The organism is Phenylobacterium sp. (genome assembly GCF_004297125.1).
Lineage (GTDB): Bacteria > Pseudomonadota > Alphaproteobacteria > Caulobacterales > Caulobacteraceae > Phenylobacterium.
Window position 1 is genome coordinate 71,520 of the sequence record NZ_SCVD01000021.1, and the last position, 17,065, is coordinate 88,584.

At 69.0% G+C, this 17,065-nt stretch carries 17 protein-coding genes; 9 read left to right on the forward strand and 8 right to left on the reverse strand.

The features are described from left to right. Nucleotides 1-50 precede the first annotated feature (50 nt). A complete protein-coding gene (gene mnmE / locus EPO51_RS13415; protein WP_293351275.1) occupies nt 51-1,388 on the reverse strand; it encodes a tRNA uridine-5-carboxymethylaminomethyl(34) synthesis GTPase MnmE in 1,338 nt (445 codons plus the stop codon). After that, complete coding sequence (locus tag EPO51_RS13420; RefSeq protein WP_293351277.1) at nt 1,385-1,615, reverse strand: DUF6489 family protein; 231 nt, start codon at nt 1,613-1,615, stop codon at nt 1,385-1,387. The genes mnmE and EPO51_RS13420 overlap by 4 nt, the downstream gene beginning before the upstream one ends. A 96-nt stretch (nt 1,616-1,711) precedes the next feature. Here EPO51_RS13420 and EPO51_RS13425 point away from each other — a divergent pair, with 96 nt between their 5' ends. After that, complete coding sequence (locus EPO51_RS13425) at nt 1,712-2,407, forward strand: dienelactone hydrolase family protein (protein ID WP_293351279.1); 696 nt, start codon at nt 1,712-1,714, stop codon at nt 2,405-2,407. Continuing rightward, complete coding sequence (locus tag EPO51_RS13430; protein WP_293351281.1) at nt 2,407-3,375, forward strand: quinone oxidoreductase family protein; 969 nt, start codon at nt 2,407-2,409, stop codon at nt 3,373-3,375. The genes EPO51_RS13425 and EPO51_RS13430 overlap by 1 nt, the downstream gene beginning before the upstream one ends. A 269-nt stretch (nt 3,376-3,644) precedes the next feature. Here EPO51_RS13430 and EPO51_RS13435 read toward each other — a convergent pair whose 3' ends face one another. The 5 genes from EPO51_RS13435 to hemE form a co-directional block, all read right to left on the reverse strand. After that, on the reverse strand, nt 3,645-3,830 hold the full coding sequence (locus EPO51_RS13435) for a hypothetical protein (protein ID WP_293351283.1): 186 nt from the start codon (nt 3,828-3,830) through the stop codon (nt 3,645-3,647). A gap of 386 nt (nt 3,831-4,216) precedes the next feature. Beyond that, complete coding sequence (gene rho, locus EPO51_RS13440) at nt 4,217-5,665, reverse strand: transcription termination factor Rho (RefSeq protein ID WP_293351285.1); 1,449 nt, start codon at nt 5,663-5,665, stop codon at nt 4,217-4,219. Nucleotides 5,666-5,916: 251 nt separating this feature from the next. Then, a complete protein-coding gene (locus tag EPO51_RS13445) occupies nt 5,917-6,378 on the reverse strand; it encodes a CopD family protein (RefSeq protein ID WP_293351287.1) in 462 nt (153 codons plus the stop codon). Next, on the reverse strand, nt 6,375-7,400 hold the full coding sequence (gene hemH / locus EPO51_RS13450; protein ID WP_293351289.1) for a ferrochelatase: 1,026 nt from the start codon (nt 7,398-7,400) through the stop codon (nt 6,375-6,377). Before hemH ends, EPO51_RS13445 begins: the two co-directional genes overlap by 4 nt. Nucleotides 7,401-7,569: 169 nt before the next feature. Next, the gene (gene hemE / locus EPO51_RS13455; protein ID WP_293351291.1) at nt 7,570-8,622 is read right to left on the reverse strand and encodes a uroporphyrinogen decarboxylase; all 1,053 of its coding nucleotides are present in this window, start codon (nt 8,620-8,622) and stop codon (nt 7,570-7,572) included. A gap of 514 nt (nt 8,623-9,136) precedes the next feature. Between hemE and EPO51_RS13460 the strand changes: the two genes are divergently transcribed. The 5 genes from EPO51_RS13460 to dnaQ are packed head-to-tail and all read left to right on the forward strand — an operon-like array spanning nt 9,137 to nt 12,744. Beyond that, nucleotides 9,137-9,985, forward strand: a complete 849-nt coding sequence (locus tag EPO51_RS13460; RefSeq protein WP_293351293.1) for a pyruvate, water dikinase regulatory protein — start codon at nt 9,137-9,139, stop codon at nt 9,983-9,985. Continuing rightward, on the forward strand, nt 9,982-10,572 hold the full coding sequence (locus EPO51_RS13465; RefSeq protein ID WP_293351295.1) for a Maf family protein: 591 nt from the start codon (nt 9,982-9,984) through the stop codon (nt 10,570-10,572). The genes EPO51_RS13460 and EPO51_RS13465 overlap by 4 nt, the downstream gene beginning before the upstream one ends. Beyond that, a complete protein-coding gene (gene aroE, locus EPO51_RS13470; RefSeq protein ID WP_293351297.1) occupies nt 10,569-11,414 on the forward strand; it encodes a shikimate dehydrogenase in 846 nt (281 codons plus the stop codon). Before EPO51_RS13465 ends, aroE begins: the two co-directional genes overlap by 4 nt. Then, nucleotides 11,411-12,007 carry a dephospho-CoA kinase gene (gene coaE, locus EPO51_RS13475; protein ID WP_293351299.1) on the forward strand — a complete coding sequence of 199 codons (597 nt, stop codon included), beginning with the start codon at nt 11,411-11,413 and terminating at the stop codon, nt 12,005-12,007. Before aroE ends, coaE begins: the two co-directional genes overlap by 4 nt. 32 nt (nt 12,008-12,039) lie before the next feature. Continuing rightward, nucleotides 12,040-12,744 (forward strand): DNA polymerase III subunit epsilon, encoded by a 705-nt coding sequence (gene dnaQ / locus EPO51_RS13480; protein ID WP_293351301.1) that lies wholly within the window; start codon nt 12,040-12,042, stop codon nt 12,742-12,744. Here the strand turns inward: dnaQ and EPO51_RS13485 are convergent. After that, a complete protein-coding gene (locus EPO51_RS13485) occupies nt 12,741-14,138 on the reverse strand; it encodes a S10 family serine carboxypeptidase-like protein (RefSeq protein ID WP_293351303.1) in 1,398 nt (465 codons plus the stop codon). The two genes, dnaQ and EPO51_RS13485, sit on opposite strands and share 4 nt — an antisense overlap. A 169-nt stretch (nt 14,139-14,307) precedes the next feature. Here EPO51_RS13485 and EPO51_RS13490 point away from each other — a divergent pair, with 169 nt between their 5' ends. Both EPO51_RS13490 and EPO51_RS13495 read left to right on the forward strand, forming a co-directional pair. Continuing rightward, entirely contained in the window at nt 14,308-15,783 is a 1,476-nt protein-coding gene (locus EPO51_RS13490; RefSeq protein WP_293351305.1) for an amidohydrolase, read from the forward strand. After that, a complete protein-coding gene (locus tag EPO51_RS13495) occupies nt 15,780-17,057 on the forward strand; it encodes an amidohydrolase family protein (protein WP_293351307.1) in 1,278 nt (425 codons plus the stop codon). Before EPO51_RS13490 ends, EPO51_RS13495 begins: the two co-directional genes overlap by 4 nt. Nucleotides 17,058-17,065: the final 8 nt, after the last annotated feature.

A 17,065-nucleotide genomic window follows, 5' to 3' on the forward strand; every position in this document is an offset into this window, starting at 1 on the left:
TAGGGGAAAGGCGCCGACGTTTCACGTGAAACAACGCCACCGGTCCCTGTTCACTTCCCAATGCAGAAGGTCGAGAAGATCCGGCCCAGCACATCCTCCGGATCGATGCGGCCGGTGATACGGTCGAGCGCGCGGGCGGCCAGACGGACGTCCTCGGCGGCGAGTTCGAGATGCTCGTCCTGGTCCAGGGCGTGGCGAAGGCGATCGGCGGCCTCGCTCAGCAGTTCCTGGTGGCGCAGGCGGGTGGCGGCCGGGGGCTCCGCGCCGGCCAGGGCCTCGACGATGCGCTCGTCCAACGTGGCGCGCACCCAGGCCAGGTCGCCGGGGCCCTTGGCGGTGATCTCCGTGGCGGAGAGTCCGAGCCGCCTCGCCTGCCCCGCGGCCCAGGCGCCGGCCGGTCCACTGGGCAGGTCGCGCTTGGTGATCAGGCAGAGGTCGCCGGGCCGCAGCTCCATGGGGACCATGCCGGTCTCGGCGCTGGAACCGTCCACCAGCCAGAGCCGTAGATCCGCGGCCGCCGCCCAGGCCCGCGCACGCCGGACCCCTTCCGCCTCGATCTCGTCGCCGGTGTCTCGCAGCCCGGCGGTGTCGGCCATCAGCGCCTTGTAGCCGGCCAGCACCATCGGGACCTCGATGATGTCGCGCGTGGTGCCGGGGGTGGCGGTCACAATCGCGGCGTCGCGGCCGGCAAGCGCATTCAGCAAGGTGCTCTTCCCGGCGTTGGGCGCGCCGATCAGGGCGATGCGGTAGCCCTCCCGGATCCGCTCGCCGCGTTCGGCGTCGGTCGCTGCGGCCTCCAGCTCGGCCACCAGCCGTTCCAGCGCCGGTCGGGCGCGGGCGGCGACGTCCTGGGGCACTTCCTCATCGGGGAAATCGACCGCCGCCTCCAACATCGCCAGCGCCTCGATGAGCGCCTCGGTCCAGCGGGCCTGCACGTCCGAAAGCCGTCCGCCCAGCTGCTCCAGCGCCTGGCGGCGCTGGGCCTCGGTCTCGGCTTCGATCAGGTCGGCGACGCCCTCGGCCTGGGCGAGGTCAAGCTTGCCGTTTTCGAAGGCGCGACGGGTGAACTCGCCCGGCTCGGCCAGGCGCAGGCCCAGGGCGCTCAGCGCCTCGATCAAGGCCGCGACCACCGCCGCACCGCCATGCACGTGAAACTCGGCGGCGTCCTCGCCGGTATAGCTTTCGGGCCCATCGAACACGAGCACCAAGGCCCGATCGATCTCCTCCCCGCCGGCCTCGCGCAGGGTCCTGAGCGTCGCGCGTCGCGCCGCGGGCGCGCGGCCCGCCAGCGCCCTCACCGCATCCTTGGTCCTGGGCCCGGACAGCCTCACCACCGCGACGGCCGACCGGCCCGCGGCCGTCGCCGGCGCGTAGATGGTGTCGGTCATTTGCGGGTGGTGGCGACTTCCATGAACTTCCGGAACTGCTCCTGGGCCCCGGTTCCGAAGGTCATCCAGTTCTTCATGAACTCCTCCGGATTGAGCATGTTGATATTGGCGTCGATCCGCTTGGTCATCTCGCCGACCAGGTGGTCGTTCAATCCGCTGACGTCCGGCAGGCCCATGAACCGCCGGGCCTCCTCCGGGGTGCAATCCACCTCGATGGTCATCTTCATGACGTCTGGCCCTCTCTATCCTAGTCCACCATATGGCCGTGAGCCGGGCTTGTGCGCTAGTACCACCCGGCAGTCAGTAACGAACGAGGACGGGACATGGGCGAACGCATCAGCATTTCGACGCCGGCCGGCGAGTTTTCGGCCTATGTGGCCCGCCCGAAGGCCGAGAAGGCCCCGGCCGTGGTGGTGATCCAGGAGATCTTCGGCGTGAACGAGGTGATGCGCGACATCACCGACGGGCTGGCGAGCGAGGGCTATCTCGCGATCTGCCCCGACCTCTTCTGGCGGATCGAGCCAGGCATCGACATCACCGACAAGTCCGAAGCCGAATGGAAGAAGGCCTTCGAGCTGTTCAACGCCTTCGACGTCGACCAGGGGGTCAAGGACATCCAGGCGACGATCAAGGCCGCCCGCGCCGACGCGCAATGCAACGGCAAGATCGGCGCCGTGGGCTATTGCCTGGGCGGCAAGCTCGCCTTCCTTACGGCCACCCGCACCGACGTCGACGCCGCGGTCTCCTACTATGGTGTCGGGCTGGAGAGCTTGGTGGGCGAGGCCGAGAAGCTGACCCGGCCGCTGCTGATGCACATCGCAGAAGAGGACCAATTCGTGCCGAAGGAGGCGCAGGCCATCATCCTCCAGGCGCTGAAGGACCACCCCCAAATCGAGATCCACACCTACGCTGGCCGCGACCACGCCTTCGCTCGGGTGGGCGGCGAGCACTATCACGAGGCCGACGCCAAGCTCGCCAACGGCCGCACCCAGCAATTCTTCCAAAGGACACTCGGCTGATGCGCGCGGTTCAATTCGAAACCACCGGCGGTCCCGAAGTCCTAAGGGTCGTCGAGGTCGACACGCCCGAGCCCAAGCCCGGCCAGGTGCGGATCCGCCACGAGGCCATCGGGATCAACTTCATCGACACCTATCACCGGACCGGCCTCTATCCCGTGAAACTGCCCTGCACGCCGGGCGGTGAAGCCGCCGGCGTCGTGGAGGCGGTCGGCGAAGGGGTGACCCGCCACGAGGTGGGCGACCGCGTCGCCTACTCCGGGGGCTTCGGCGCCTATGCCGAGGCCAATGTCGTGGCGGCCGACCGGGTGGTGAAGATCCCCGACGGCATAGAGACCCGCGTGGCCGCGGCCGTATTGCTGAAGGGTATGACGACCGAGGCCTTCATCCGCCGCACCTATCCCGTAAAGGCGGGCGAGACGGTGCTGGTGCATGCGGCCGTCGGCGGGGTCGGCCAGATCATGACCCAGTGGCTCAAGGCGCTGGGCGCCGAGGTAATCGCCACGGTGGGCTCCGAGGCCAAGGCGGCCAAGGCGCGCGAGCTGGGAGCCGACCACGTGATCCTCTACCGCGATCAAGACGTAGCGGCCGAGGTGAGACGGATAACCGGGGGCAAGGGCGTGCCGGTGGCTTATGACTCGGTGGGCAAGGACACCTTCGAAGGCACCCTGGCCAGCCTGGCTCGGCGCGGCCTGTTCGTCAGCTTCGGCAATGCCTCGGGGCCGGCGGCTCCGTTCGCGCCGGGGCGATTGGCGCAGGCCGGCTCGCTCTACCTGACCCGCCCCACCCTGTTCGACTACATCGTCACGACCGAGGAACTGGACGCTTCGGCCGCCGCGGTGTTCGACGTGATCCGGTCGGGCAAGGTGAAGATCGAGATCGGCCAGACGTTCGCCTTGGCCGATGCCCGCAAGGCACACGAAGCCCTGGAGAGCCGCGCGACGGTCGGGGCGAGCCTACTGATTCCCTAGAAACTTGGCCGTTGCTCTCCTGTCGAGAGCAACGGCTTCGCCGCTGTTTCACGTGAAACAGTGACGCTCGTAATACCGGTATGGCCCCGGCTCTACCGAGGGTGGGGTCGGTGGTCACTGCAGCCACAAGATGGCGGCTCTCTCGCGCACGGGGACGCACTACCACACGGTCGACGCGGCCTAATTCGCCACACGGCCAATTCGGTTATCGGACTGTTGAAATCGTTAAGGTTTTCCGACGCCCAAAAAACCCCGTTCGTGAACGGGGGTCAGACGGCCTCGAGGTCGTCGACCGGAATCCGCGCCGCTGCGGTCCAAAGGTCCACGGTGGGATTTCCTTGCGCGCAAAGACCGGCGGCGCGGACCTGGGCGGTCGCCCGGTCGGACGCCTCGATCCACGCGGCCCAGATGATCGTCCCGGCCGGGCCGTTGAGGTAAGCTCTGAAGGTTTGCATGGCCTCATGTAGGGCGTGGGCGCCCTACTTGCCAGAAAAGACGCGCGAACCGCAAAGCGTTGGCGACGAAATGCCGCCGCCATGCGTTATAGGGGGCATGAGTTTTCAACCGACGTCCCTAGAACGTGCCTTCGAACTCGCTCGCTCCGGCGAGTGCGCCAGCATTTCCGATGTCAGGAAGCGCCTGAAGCAAGAGGGGCTGTCCGTGAGCCAGCTCGAAGGGCCGATGCTCACCCGCCAGCTCCGCGAGATCTGTACGGCGGCGACGTTGAGCTCCGCCGCGAACGCGGTCGATTAGGCCCAAGGCCCGATCGAGATTCGGCCGAGGCCCCGGCCCCCCGCCCTCCCCCGCAAGGAGAGGAGGGCGCTAGGTTCGGCGCTCGGCCCTAGGTGTTCATCGACTGGAAGAACTCGTCGTTGTTCTTCGAACTGCGTAGCTTGTCGAGCAGGAACTCGATGGCGTCCTGGGCGCCCATGGGCGCGAGGATCCGTCGCAGGATGTAGGTCTTCTGAAGCTGGTTCTTCTCGGTGATCAGCTCGTCCTTCCGCGTGCCGGACTTCAGCACGTCGATGGCCGGGTAGATCCGCTTGTCCGCAACTTTCCGGTCGAGCACGATCTCCGAGTTACCGGTGCCCTTGAACTCTTCGAAGATGACTTCGTCCATCCGGCTGCCGGTGTCGATCAGGGCCGTGGCGATGATGGTCAGCGAGCCGCCTTCCTCGATGTTCCGCGCCGCGCCGAAGAAGCGCTTGGGGCGCTGCAGGGCGTTGGCGTCGACACCGCCGGTCAGCACCTTGCCCGACGACGGGACCACGGTGTTGTAGGCGCGGCCGAGACGGGTGACCGAGTCCAGCAGGATGACCACGTCGCGCTTGTGCTCGACCAGGCGCTTGGCCTTTTCGATAACCATTTCCGCGACTTGCACGTGGCGCGTGGCCGGCTCGTCGAAGGTCGAGGAGATGACCTCGCCCTTCACGGTGCGCTGCATGTCGGTGACTTCTTCGGGCCGCTCGTCGATGAGCAGCACGATCAGGTAGCACTCGGGGTGGTTGGTCTCGATCGACTTGGCGATGTTCTGCAGCATCACCGTCTTGCCGACTCGCGGCGGGGCGGTGATCAGGCAGCGCTGGCCCTTGCCGAGCGGGGCGACGATATCGATGACCCGGCCGGAGCGGTCCTTCAGCGTCGGATCATCGATCTCCATCTTGAAGCGCTCGTCGGGATAGAGCGGCGTCAGGTTGTCGAACAGCACCTTGTGGCGGACTGCGTCGGGGCTCTCGAAATTGGTCAGGTCGACCTTCACCAGGGCGAAGTAGCGCTCGCCCTCGCGGGGGGCGCGCACCTCGCCGTCGACGGTGTCGCCGGTCCGCAGGCCGAACTTCCGGATCTGCGAGGGGCTGACGTAGATGTCGTCCGGACCGGGCAGGTAATTGGCTTCCGGCGAGCGCAGGAAGCCGAAGCCGTCCTGCACCACTTCCAGGGTGCCTGAGCCCGAGATCGCCACGCCCTCTTCGGCGAGGACCTTCAGGATCGCGAACATCATGTCCTGTTTGCGCATGGAGTTCGCGGATTCGATCTCCAGCTGCTCGGCGAAGGCCAGCAGGTCGGTTGGCGACTTGTCCTTCAGCTCCTGCAGGCTCATGCGGGTCAAACCCATGGAGGCGATGGCCTTGGAGGCCTCGCTGGGTTCGTCGTTCTCGGCTTCGGCGGCGGCCTCTTCGGCGTCGACCTCGGCGAGCTGCGGCTCGAGCGTGTCGGCCAGGGTGTCGGCCTCGGCCGCGCCGTTGGTTTCGGTCTCTTCCGCGGGGGCGTTGTCTTGAGTATCGTCTTGCATTGATTTCACTTTGGAATTCGCGCGCGACCGGACGGTGTCCGATTGCGGGCGGGTTAGTCTGAGGGCGCCGTCGGGCGCCGATTTGAACTTCGTCTGGGAGCCGGCTCAGGGCGCTGGCAGCGCGGAGCCGGAGATAAGGCGGGGCGCGCCGGAAGCCGACGCGTGGACGAAGGGGAACCACGTCCGGCGTTCGGGGTCAACTTTTTCCCGGCCGACCCCCATGCGCGGAGGATGACAGGGTTCAGATAGGATCAGCGGCTGAAGAACTGAAGCGTGACGGCCAGGACGGCGACGACGGCGGCCAGGAACGGGATCTCGTTGGTGGCGCGCCAGAACTTCCCGGTCTTGGGACGCTCGCCGGCCAGGAACTTCTTGTACGAGCCGGCCAGAAAGCCGTGCCAGCCGGAGAGGAAGATCACCGCCGCCAGCTTCACCATCATCCAGGGCTGGAGCAGGAAGGCCCATCCCTCCTTGGCCGCGTAGACGTGCCAGAGGATCAGGCTGACGCCGAGGACCCAGGTCAGGCTCATCGACGGATTGATGATGATCTTCAGCAGCTTGCCTTCCCACACCTTGAAGTGGGCGTCGAACTCGCTGCCCGGAGGCGCGGTCTCGGTGTGGTAGGCGTAGAGGCGCGGCAGGTACATCATCCCCGACATCCACGCGATCACCGCGATGATGTGCAGGCCCCGGAGCAGGTCGAACCAGTTCATGCGGCTTGCACCTCCCTGCACAAGCATTTGCCATGACCCGCCGGACACCGCCAAGGCCCGTACGGCGCGACACCCTCCCGCGGCAGGGCGTCGGTGACCGCGCGCGCCAGGTCGGCGATGAACGGCGCGCCGACGCCGGGGGTGCGCGCGCGGAGGTAGGGCGCCAGGCCCAGGCCAGCCGCCAGCTCGGCGTATTCATGATCCAGCTCGACCAGGGTCTCGACGTGTTCGGACACGAACGCGATGGGCGAGATCAGCACGCCCTTGCCGTCCGAGGCGGCCGCTCGGATGGCGTCCTCGGTGGAGGGCTTCAGCCACTGCAGCCGCCCGACCCGGCTCTGGAAGGAGACCCGCCAGTCGGCGAGTTCGGGCAAGCGCTGGGCCACGGCCGCCGCGGTGGCGTTGATCTGCGCCTCGTAGGGATCGCCGCCGTCGACGATCTGCTGCGGCAGGCCGTGGGCCGAGAACAGCAGGCGCACGTTCCCGGGCCTGCCGGCGGACTCCCAGACCTTGCGGATCTCCGCCGCGTGGGCGTCGGCCAGGCCGGGCGCGGTCGGGTAGCAGCAGACGGTTCGCGTACGGCCAGGCCCCTTGTAGGCCCGCGCCCAGTCCTTCACCGACGAGCCGGTCGTGGTGGTGGAGAACTGCGGATAAAGCGGCAGCAACACGATCTCGTCGGGAGCGAAGGCGGCGACCTGGCGGGCCGTCTCGTCGGCGAACGGCTTCCAGTAGCGCATGGCGACGAAGACCCGGGCCTCGTGACCCTCGGACTTCAGCTCGGCCTCCAGCATGGTGGCCTGGGCCTCGGTCTGGGGCAGGATCGGCGAACGTCCGCCCATGATCGCGTAGTTCGCCTGGGCGGACTTCTTGCGGGCGGTGGAGATCAGAGCCGCCAGGGCGTAGCGTGCCGGGGTCGGGAGCTGGATGATCGCCGGATCGCGGAACAGGTTGAACAGGAACGGGCGGACGGCCTTGAGGCTGTCCGGCCCACCCAGGTTGAAGAGTACGACGGCGAGTTTCATCTCGCTCCTCCCCTGAACCGAAGAGTTCGGGGGAGGGGGACCACGAAGTGGTGGAGGGGGCGTGACGGCTGCGTCGTGGAGCTTGAGGTCTTGCGCCCCCTCCGTCTCGTCGCGGCGCGCCGATCCACCTCCCCCGTCGTCTGTGCGACAGGTGAGGAGCGGAAACTGGTCATTCCGCCGCCATCGCCTTCACGGACTTGCCGGTGACACGCTCGACGACGCGGGCGATGTGCTCGATGGGGGTGTCGGGCATGACGCCGTGGCCGAGGTTGAAGATGTAGGGACCGGCGCTCCATTGCTGGAGCAGGGTGTCGACGCGGGCGTCCAGGGCCGGGCCGCCGGCGCGCAGCAGCAGGTTGTCGAGCGCGCCTTGGATCGCCTGGCCGCCGGCCTGGATCTTCCGGCCCAGGGCCGCGCTGGCCTGGGTGTCGAGTGCGACAGCCTGAACGGGAACCTCTGCGGCGTAGCGCTCGACCAGGGCGCCGGCGCTGCGCGGGAAACCGATGAACGGGGTGTTGACGCCAGCGGCGCGAACCTTCTCGACGATGCGGCGGTGCGGTCCGATCACGATGCGCTCGAAGACGTCCTCGGCCAGGTTGTCGGCCCAGCTCTCGAACAGCTTCAGCGCCTGGGCGCCCGCCTTCGCCTGCATGACCAGGTAGCGGGCGGTGGACTCCACCAGCACGTTCAGCAGGGCGTCGAGCTCTTCCGGGTGTTCGTAGGCGTAGGTGCGGGCGGCCTCGCGCTGGGATCCGCGGCCCTCAAGCATGTAGGTCGCCACAGTCCAGGGCGCGCCGGCGAAGCCGATCAGGGCCCGTTCTGGCTCCAGTTCGGCGCGGACGCGGACCAGGGTCTCGCCGATGCTGGCCAGCTTGGCGGTGGAGCCCTCGATGGCGTCCTGCAGCGCCCCGATCGGCGGCAGGGCGCCCAGCCTGGGCCCCTCACCCGCCTCGAACCAGACCTCCTGGCCCAGCGCCTGGGGGAGCAGCAGGATATCGGCGAAGACGATGGCCGCATCCATGGGGAAGCGGCGCATGGGCTGCATCGTGGCTTCGGCCGCCATCTCGGGATCGAAGCAGAAGGCGATGAAATCCTTCGCCCGGGCGCGCAGCTCGCGGTACTCCGGCAGGGACCGGCCGGCCTGGCGCATGAACCACACCGGCGGACGGTCCAGGGTTTCTCCGGCAAGCACGCGGAGCAGGCGGGGCGTCTCGGTCGTCATGAGGTCGACTTAAAGCCTGCCAGACCCCCAGGCTCAAGAGCGACCCTGTACGTCCCGCCCGGCCCTTCTTCCCTTCAATCTAGAAGAATCTTGAAATGGGTTGGAGCAGGAGAGGTAGAGGCTGTCGGCAGCGGGGAAAACCTTGACGATCCTTTGACAATCCGGCGGTTCTCCCCAGGTCGTCCCCAGACGGCGGCACAGGATGTGACAGCCTGTGAATTGCGGGGAGCGAGGCTAGAGGCGGCGGAAGGCCTTAAGGTTTCGGTAAGGACTTGGTTAAGAAGCCGGGGCGCCCTGTGGGATATCGAGTTGTTCGCATCGGCGCCCAGCCAACGGCGCCCCGGGGGCGGGCCCTGGGGGTTAATAGATGGTTAACGGGGTGATCCGTCCTCGTGATCATTGGGCGCCGGGCCTTGACGGCTTTCGGCGCCCATCTATCCCCAAGGCCGTCCAGCTTCGCTAAGAGTGAGTCCACAGGATCCATCCCCAGCAGAATTTTGGACCGCACCTGGACATGACCGCGCCGGCCCGCCTCGCCACCTATTTCCACGTCCACCTGGTGTCGGACTCCACCGGGGAGACCCTGAACGCCATGGCGCGCGCCGTCTGCGCCCGGTTCGAGAACGTCCTGCCCATCGAGCACATCTACGCCCTGGTGCGATCCCAGCGGCAGCTGGACCGGGCGCTGGCGGACATCGAGGAGGCGCCTGGCATCGTCCTGCACACCATCGTCGACGACAAGCTGCGCGAGGCGCTGGAGGAGGGCTGCCGGCGGATGGACATGCCGTGCCTGCCGGCCCTGGACCCGCTGGTCAGCGCCATGCAGCGCTACCTGGGCGCGGCGACCACCAGCCGGGTGGGCGCGCACCTGCGGCTGGACAACGACTACTTCAACCGGATGGACGCCCTGAACTACGCCATCGGCCATGACGACGGCCAGGGCGGCCAGGACCTGGACCAGGCCGACGTGGTGCTGCTGGGCGTGTCGCGGACGTCCAAGACGCCGACCTGCATCTATCTGGCGCACCGGGGCGTGCGGGCGGCCAACGTGCCGCTGGTGCCGGGCCGGCCGCTGCCGGAGAAGCTGTTCCAGCTGCAGAGCGCCCTGATCGTCGGCCTGGTGATCTCGCCCGACCGGCTGATCCAGATCAGGCGGAACCGCCTCCTCAGTCTGAACGAGAACCGGGAGTCGACCTACATCGACCAGGACGCGGTGCGCGACGAGATCATCGCGGCGCGGCGGCTGTACGAGCGGCACGGCTTCCCGACCATAGACGTCACCCGCCGCTCGGTGGAGGAGACCGCCGCGGCGGTGCTGAACCTGCTGCACAAGGGCCACGGCCAGGTCGAGGTGCTGGGGTGAGCATCATACTTGCGTCGAAGAGCGCCGCGCGGCGGGCCGTGCTGGACGGAGCGGGCGTGGCCTATGAGGCGACCGTCGCCGGGGTGGACGAGGAGTCGGTGAAGGCCTCGCTGCTGGCCGAGGGCCACGGGCCCCGCGATATCGCCGACGCGCTCGCCGAGCTCAAGGCGATCCGGGTGTCGCGGGCGAAGCCGGGCTTCGTGATCGGGGCCGACCAGACCCTGGACCTGGGCGGGACGCTCTATGACAAGGCCGATGACCTCGACGCGGCGCGGGCGCGGCTGAGGCTGCTGCGGGGCAAGACCCACAAGCTGCACTCGGCGGTGGTGGTGGCCAAGGAGGGCGCGCCGATCTGGCGCGAGCTGGTGAGCGCCAGCCTGACCATGCGCGACTTCTCCGACGCCTTCCTCGAGGACTACCTGAAGAGCGAGGGCCCGCACGCCCTGGGCTCGGTGGGCTGCTATCGGCTGGAGGGACCGGGCGCGCAGCTGTTCTCGAAGATCGAGGGCGACTATTTCGCCATCCTGGGACTGCCGCTGATGGGCCTGCTGGACCTGCTGCGGCGGCATGGGGAGCTGGCGGCATGATCACCGCGCGCACCGTCGTGGCCGGCGTCGTCGGCCAGCCGATCGGCCATTCGCTCTCGCCCGTACTGCACAACGCCTGGCTGGCGGCGGCGGGAATCGACGGAGTCTATGTCGCCTTCGCGCCGCGGGCGGAGGGGTTCGCGGCGTTCGTGGAAGGCCAGAGGGGGGGCGGCGCCATTCGAGGTGTGAATGTCACCGTACCCTTCAAGGAGGCGGCCCTGGCGGCGGCGGACGAGGCCAGCGCGCGGGCCCGGCTGGCCGGGGCGGCGAACCTGCTGGTGTTCGAGACCGATGGCCGGATCCGCGCGGACAATACCGACGGCGTGGGCCTGCTGGCGGCGTTCGACGAACAGGCGCCGGGCTTCGACCCGGCCGCGGGGCCGGTGGCGGTGCTGGGCGCGGGCGGCGCGGCGCGGGGCGCGGTGGCCGCCCTGCTGCTGGCCGGGACGCCGGAGGTGCGGGTGCTGAACCGCACGCTGTCGAAGGCGCAGGACCTGGCCATCGACCTGGGCCGCAAGGTCGCACCGTCATCCCTCGCCGGCGCGCGAGGCGCCTTCGCGGGCGTCACCGCGGTGATCAACGCCACGGCGGCCGGCATGGCGGGCGGACCGGGCCTTGACGTTCCGCTGGAGGCGACGCCTCGGGACGCGGTGGTGATGGACATGTTCTACAAGCCGCTGGAGACGCCGTTCCTGGCGCGGGCCAAGGCGCTGGGCCGGCGGACGGTGGATGGGCTGGAGATGCTGGTGCAGCAGGCCGCGCCGTCGTTCGAGGCGCTGTTCGGCGCCCAGCCGCCGGGGATCGACGTCCGCGCCCTGGCGCTGAAGGCGATGGGCCAATGAGGATCATCGGCCTCACCGGCTCCATCGGCATGGGCAAGTCGACGACCGCGGCCATGTTTCGCGAGGCCGGGATCCCGGTCTACGACGCCGACGCGGCTGTGCATGACCTCTACGACCAGGGCGGGGCGGCGGTGGGCCCGGTGGGAGACGCCTTCCCGGGCGTGGTGAAGGACGGACGTGTCGACCGGGAGGCGCTTCGCCAGCGGGTGCTGGGTCAGCCGGACGAACTGAAACGCCTGAACGCCATCGTCCATCCGCTGGTGGGCCTGGATCGCGTGGGCTTCCTGAAGCAGGCCGAGGCGGACGGCGCCGACTGGGTGGTGTTCGACGTGCCCCTGCTGTTCGAGACCGGCGGCCATGCGAACGTGGATGCGGTCGTGGTGGTCTCCGCGCCGCCCGAGATGCAGCGCGAGCGGGTGCTGGCCCGGCCGGGCATGACGCCGGAACGCCTGGACGCCATCCTGGCCCAGCAGATGGCCGACGCCGAGAAACGCGCGCGCGCCCACTACGTGGTCGACACCGGCAAAGGGCTGGAGCCCGCCCGTGCACAGGTTAAGGCGATCATCGCCAACCTGCGCGCTTCCGCCGGTTGAAGACCGGCCCCGGATCGGGGCATTAAAGCCCCATGGCCCGCGAGATCGTCCTCGACACCGAGACCACCGGATTCGACCCCAAGACCGGCGACCGGCTGGTGGAACTGGCGGCGCTGGAGATCGAGAGCTTCGTGCCGACCGGCCGCAGCTTCCACGTCTACATCGACCCCTGCCGCGATATGCCCGCAGAAGCCGAGAAGGTGCATGGCCTGTCGGCCTCATTCCTGCGCGGCAAGCCCCGGTTCGAGCATCCCGAGGTGGTCGAGGCCTTCCTGGAGTTCATCGGCGACGCGCCGCTGATCGCTCACAACGCCGGCTTCGACCGCGGCTTCATCAACTGGGAACTGGCGAATTGCCGGCGCGAGCACCTGCCGGAGCATCGCTGGATCGACACCCTGGCGCTGGCCAAGCAGCGGTTCCCGGGGATGCACAACTCGCTGGACGCGCTGTGCAAGCGCTTCAAGGTCTCGCTCAGCGAGCGCGAGAAGCACGGGGCGCTCATCGACGCCAAGCTGCTGGCCGCGGTCTACCTGGAGCTGAAGGGCGGCCGCGAGCGCCGGCTGGAACTGGCGACCACGACCATGATCAACGCGGTGTCTGTCGCCTCGAAGACCGAATACGGCGCCCGCCCTCGCCCGCTCGCGCCCCGCTCCACCGAAGAGGAACGCAGCGTCCACGCCGCCTTCATCCGCGGCGTGCTCAAGAGCGAAGACCTCTGGGGTAAGTTCGGGCTTTAGCCCCGATAGAACGCCCGCAGGTCGTCGGTGGCCCTGGGGCGCGACGCCAGGTCTTCGTAGACCCCGTGACCCGTCGGATAGATGTGCGCCTGGAACCGGCCCGGCGCGAACCCGGCGGCTGACAGCGCCTTGAGCGGCTGGCGATAGGGCACGATCAGGTCGTAGTAGCCGGCGACCAGGAACACCTTTGGCTTCGACGGCAGGGTGCGCAGGATTTCCGGCGTGTAGGCTGGGCCCGTGAGTTGCTGGTTCCATTTGCGGTTCGCCTCGACCGGATCGCGGGCATAGGGGCCGGCGGGCGTGTAGCCGAGCTCGTCGGTCAGCAGGCCGACGATGGAGGCGTGCAGGTCGTAGTCGTCGTTGGCGGTGACGACGGTGTCCTGCGCCGGCGGTGGCGGGACCTTGTGCTCCCGACCGTCGCCGCCTCCCAGTCGCTCGCCCTTGTCGGCCAGCAGTCCGGTGCGGAACTGCTGGAGCGAGGGGGCGAGCTTCGCGTCCACGATCGCCTGGCGCGGCAGGCCCGTGAAGCCGGCGACCTGATCGACCATGGCGTCGGTGACTTCGCCCTTGGCGATGGCGGCGGCATAGGGGCCATCGGCGAAGGCTTCAGCGGCGCGGACCACCGCCTGCAGCGGCTGGCGGGCGCGCAGGCCGCGGCCGTGGAAGTGCGCCGTCGCGGCCAGGCTGGGGAGCGCCAGCACCGGCTGCGGCGGGTTCGCGGGGCCGCCGCTGCCCAGGGTGGGCGAGATCAGGACGACCCCGGCGAGCCCGACAGGCTGGGGCCGGGCGGCCAGGAACTTGGCGATCTGGCCCACGCGCGTGCCGCCGTAGCTTTCGCCCACCAGGTAGACGGGCGAGGCCAGGCGGTCGTGGTCCTTCAGCCAACCGGCGATGAAGTCGGCGAAGGCCTGGCCATCCTGCTCGACGCCCCAGTACTCAGGCTTGGCCTCTTCGGAGAGGAAGCGGCTGTAGCCGGTGCCTGGCGCATCGATGAAGACCAGGTCGGTGACGTCGATGGGGCTGTCGGGGTTCGCCACAAAGGCATAGTGGCCCCGCATTGTGGCCGCGACCGTCATCTTGGGCGAGAGGTGTTCGCGCAGGTGCCAGCTGGCGCCGCCCGGCCCACCGTTCCACACGAAGCTGACCGGCCGGGCCTTCGGGTCGGCGCGCTCGGCGATGTAGGCGACCGAGAAGATCGTCGCGCGGCCCTGCCCCGCGCCGTTGCGCATCACCATCTCGCCGGTCTCGGCGCGATAGGCGATCTGGCGGCCCCGCACGGTGATCCGGCCCTGGCGCACCGCGGTGGGGATCGCCGTCTGCGCGTTCGCGGGAAAACCGGCCGCGGCCCACAGCGCCGCGGCTCCACCCAACATCATCCGCCGATCCACTGCCATGCCTCGCCTCCCTACTCGTAAGATGAACTATGCGCCTTCGAGTAATCGCGCGAATGGATGATGCCATGAGAGGAAGCAGAGAACATAGTTCGAATAAAAATTGCGCCGATGATGAATTACATTCACGGTTGGGAAGACGCGTCCTGGTGACGCTGCAGGGGTAGTCTGCATGACGACGTGGGTGAGACGCCGAACGGGTCTGGCGCTGCTGACGGGCGCTCTGGCGCTCGCCGCGTGTGCGACGCCGCCCAAGCCTGCCGCCAACGCCGCCGCCCCGCCAGCCGCCGCGCCGAAGCCGATCCGCGCCGGCCTGGACCCCGCGACCCGCCCCGATCCGTTCCCCTCCACCTATAAGCCTGCGCCGGCCGGACCCGTGCTGTTCGTCAACGCCACGATCCTCACGGCGGCCGGGCCACGGATCGACGGCGGGTCGCTGCTGATCCGCGACGGCAGGATCGCGGCAGTGGGCAAGGACATCGCCCACCCGGCCGACGCCAAGGTGATCGACGCCGGCGGCCGCTGGCTGACCCCGGGGATCGTCGACCCGCACGCCCACATCGGCGCGGGCTCGAGCCCGACCGCGGCGAACGGCGACGGCAGCAACGAGAGCGGCCCCAACCCCGGCGGTGTCTGGATCGAGCATTCGGTCTGGACCCAGGACCCGATGTTCGAACGCGCGCGGCAGGCGGGTGTCACCACGGTCCAGATCCTTCCGGGTTCGTCCAACCTGTTCAACGGCCGCACGGTCACGCTGAAGAACGTGCCGGCGACGGCGCCGCAGGGGATGAAGTTTCCCGGTGCGCCCTACGGCCTAAAGATGGCCTGCGGCGAGAATCCCACGGGCGGCGGCGCGGGGAAGCCCGGCACCCGGGCCGGCGGCATGATGGGCTATCGCAACACCTTCATCGCCGCCCAGGCCTACGCCCAGAGCTGGGCCGACTGGCGCAAGCGCGGGGCGGGGGATCCGCCGCGGCGCGACCTGATGCTGGAGACGGTGGCGGGCGCGCTGAACGGCGACATCAAGGTCCACATCCACTGCTACCGCGCAGACGAGATGGTGCAGATGATCGACCTCAGCCACGAGTTCGGGTTCAGGATCGCCGCGTTCCACCATGCGCTGGAGGCGTTCAAGATCGCGCCGCTGCTGGCGCGTGAGAAGATCGCCGTGGTCACCTGGGCCGGCGACTGGTCGGGCTACAAGATGGAAGCCTACGACTCGATCATGGAGAACGCCGCCTTCGTCGAGAAGGCGGGCGGTGTGGCCACCATGCACTCCGACAATGTGATGCTGATGCAGCACCTGAACCAGGAGGCGGCGCGGGCGATGACCGCCGGGCGCGAGGCCGGCCTGGGGACGACACCGGAACAGGCGATCGCCTGGGTCACCCTCAACCCCGCCAAGGTGATCGGCGTCGCCGACAGGGTGGGATCGCTTGAGGTCGGCAAGATGGCCGACGTGGTGCTCTGGGACGGCGATCCGTTCAGCGTCTACAGCCTGCCGGACCTGGTCTTCATCGACGGCGCGCTGATCTACGACCGCGCCGCTCCCGGCCGGGCGCCGCAGTCCGACTTCGAGCTGGGCAACGCGCGCCGGCCCGTATCTCCGGCGCGACCCGCGCCGCGTGGCCTGGGAGCGCCCCGATGATCCGTTGCCTGGTTCTCGCGGCCGCGCTGGCGACCGCCGCAACGTCCGCCGCCGCCGCCGAGACCGTGGCCATCGTCAATGCGCGGGTGCTCAGCATGGGCCCCGTCGGCGACCTGCCGTCCGGCGCCGTCCTGGTCCGCGACGGCAAGATCGTGGGGATCGGGGAGCGGCTCGCGATCCCCCGCGAAGCGCGGGTCATCGACGCCAAGGGCCAGATCCTCACTCCCGGCCTGACGGCTACAGTCTCCCCGATCGGCCTGAACGACACGATCGGCAGCGGCTACGGCGGCCGTGGATCGAACAACCCTCGCCTCAGCGCCGGGTTCGACGTGAGCTACGACGTCAATCCGACCTCGCCGCAGATCCCGGAGGCGCGGATCGAGGGCGTGACCCGGGCCATCATCACGCCCAATCCGCAATCGCGCGCGCCGAACACCCCGGCGCGCCTGTTCGGCGGCCAGGCGGCGGTCATCCAGCTGGGCGAGGGCGGGGACCTCACCGTCAAGCCGCGGGTGGCGGTCTACCTCGACGCCGGCGAACAGGGTGCGTCCGCGGCCGGCGGCTCCCGCGGCGCGCTGCTGACCCTGCTGAAGCAGGCGTTCGCGGATACCCGCGCCTATGCCCGCAATCCCGCCTCGCTGGACCCGGCGCGGCTGGACGAGATGTCCCTGTCCCGCGCCGACCTGGACGCCCTGGTTCCTGTCGTGCAGCGCCGCGAGCCGCTGCTGGTCGAGGTCAACCGCGCCTCCGACATCCGCAATGTCCTGGCGCTGGCGCGGGACGAGAAGGTGCGCGTGATCCTGTCCGGCGCCGCCGAGGCCTGGATGCTCGCGCCGGAGATCGCCGCGGCGAAGATCCCGGTGGTGATCGACGCGGAGGAGAACCAGGCGTTCCAGTTCGAGAGCCTCAACGCCACCTACGAGAACGCCGCGATCCTGCACGACGCCGGCGTGCTGGTCGCCTTCAAGCCCAGCGTGGCCCGGATCGTCTTCCTGATCCGCACGCCGCGGTTCATCGCTGGGCGGGCGGCGCGCTACGGCCTGTCGCCCTACGAAGCGCTGGCCGCGATCACCATCAATCCGGCGCGGATCTTCGGTCTCGCCGACACCTTCGGCTCGATCGAAGCCGGCAAGGACGCCGACCTCGTGCTGTGGAGCGGCGATCCGCTGGAGACCACGAGCGTGGCGCGCATGGTGATGATCCGCGGCGTCGAACAGCCCCTGACAGCCCGCAACCGGGCGCTCAGGGACCGCTACATCGGGACGGTGAAGTAATTTTCCCT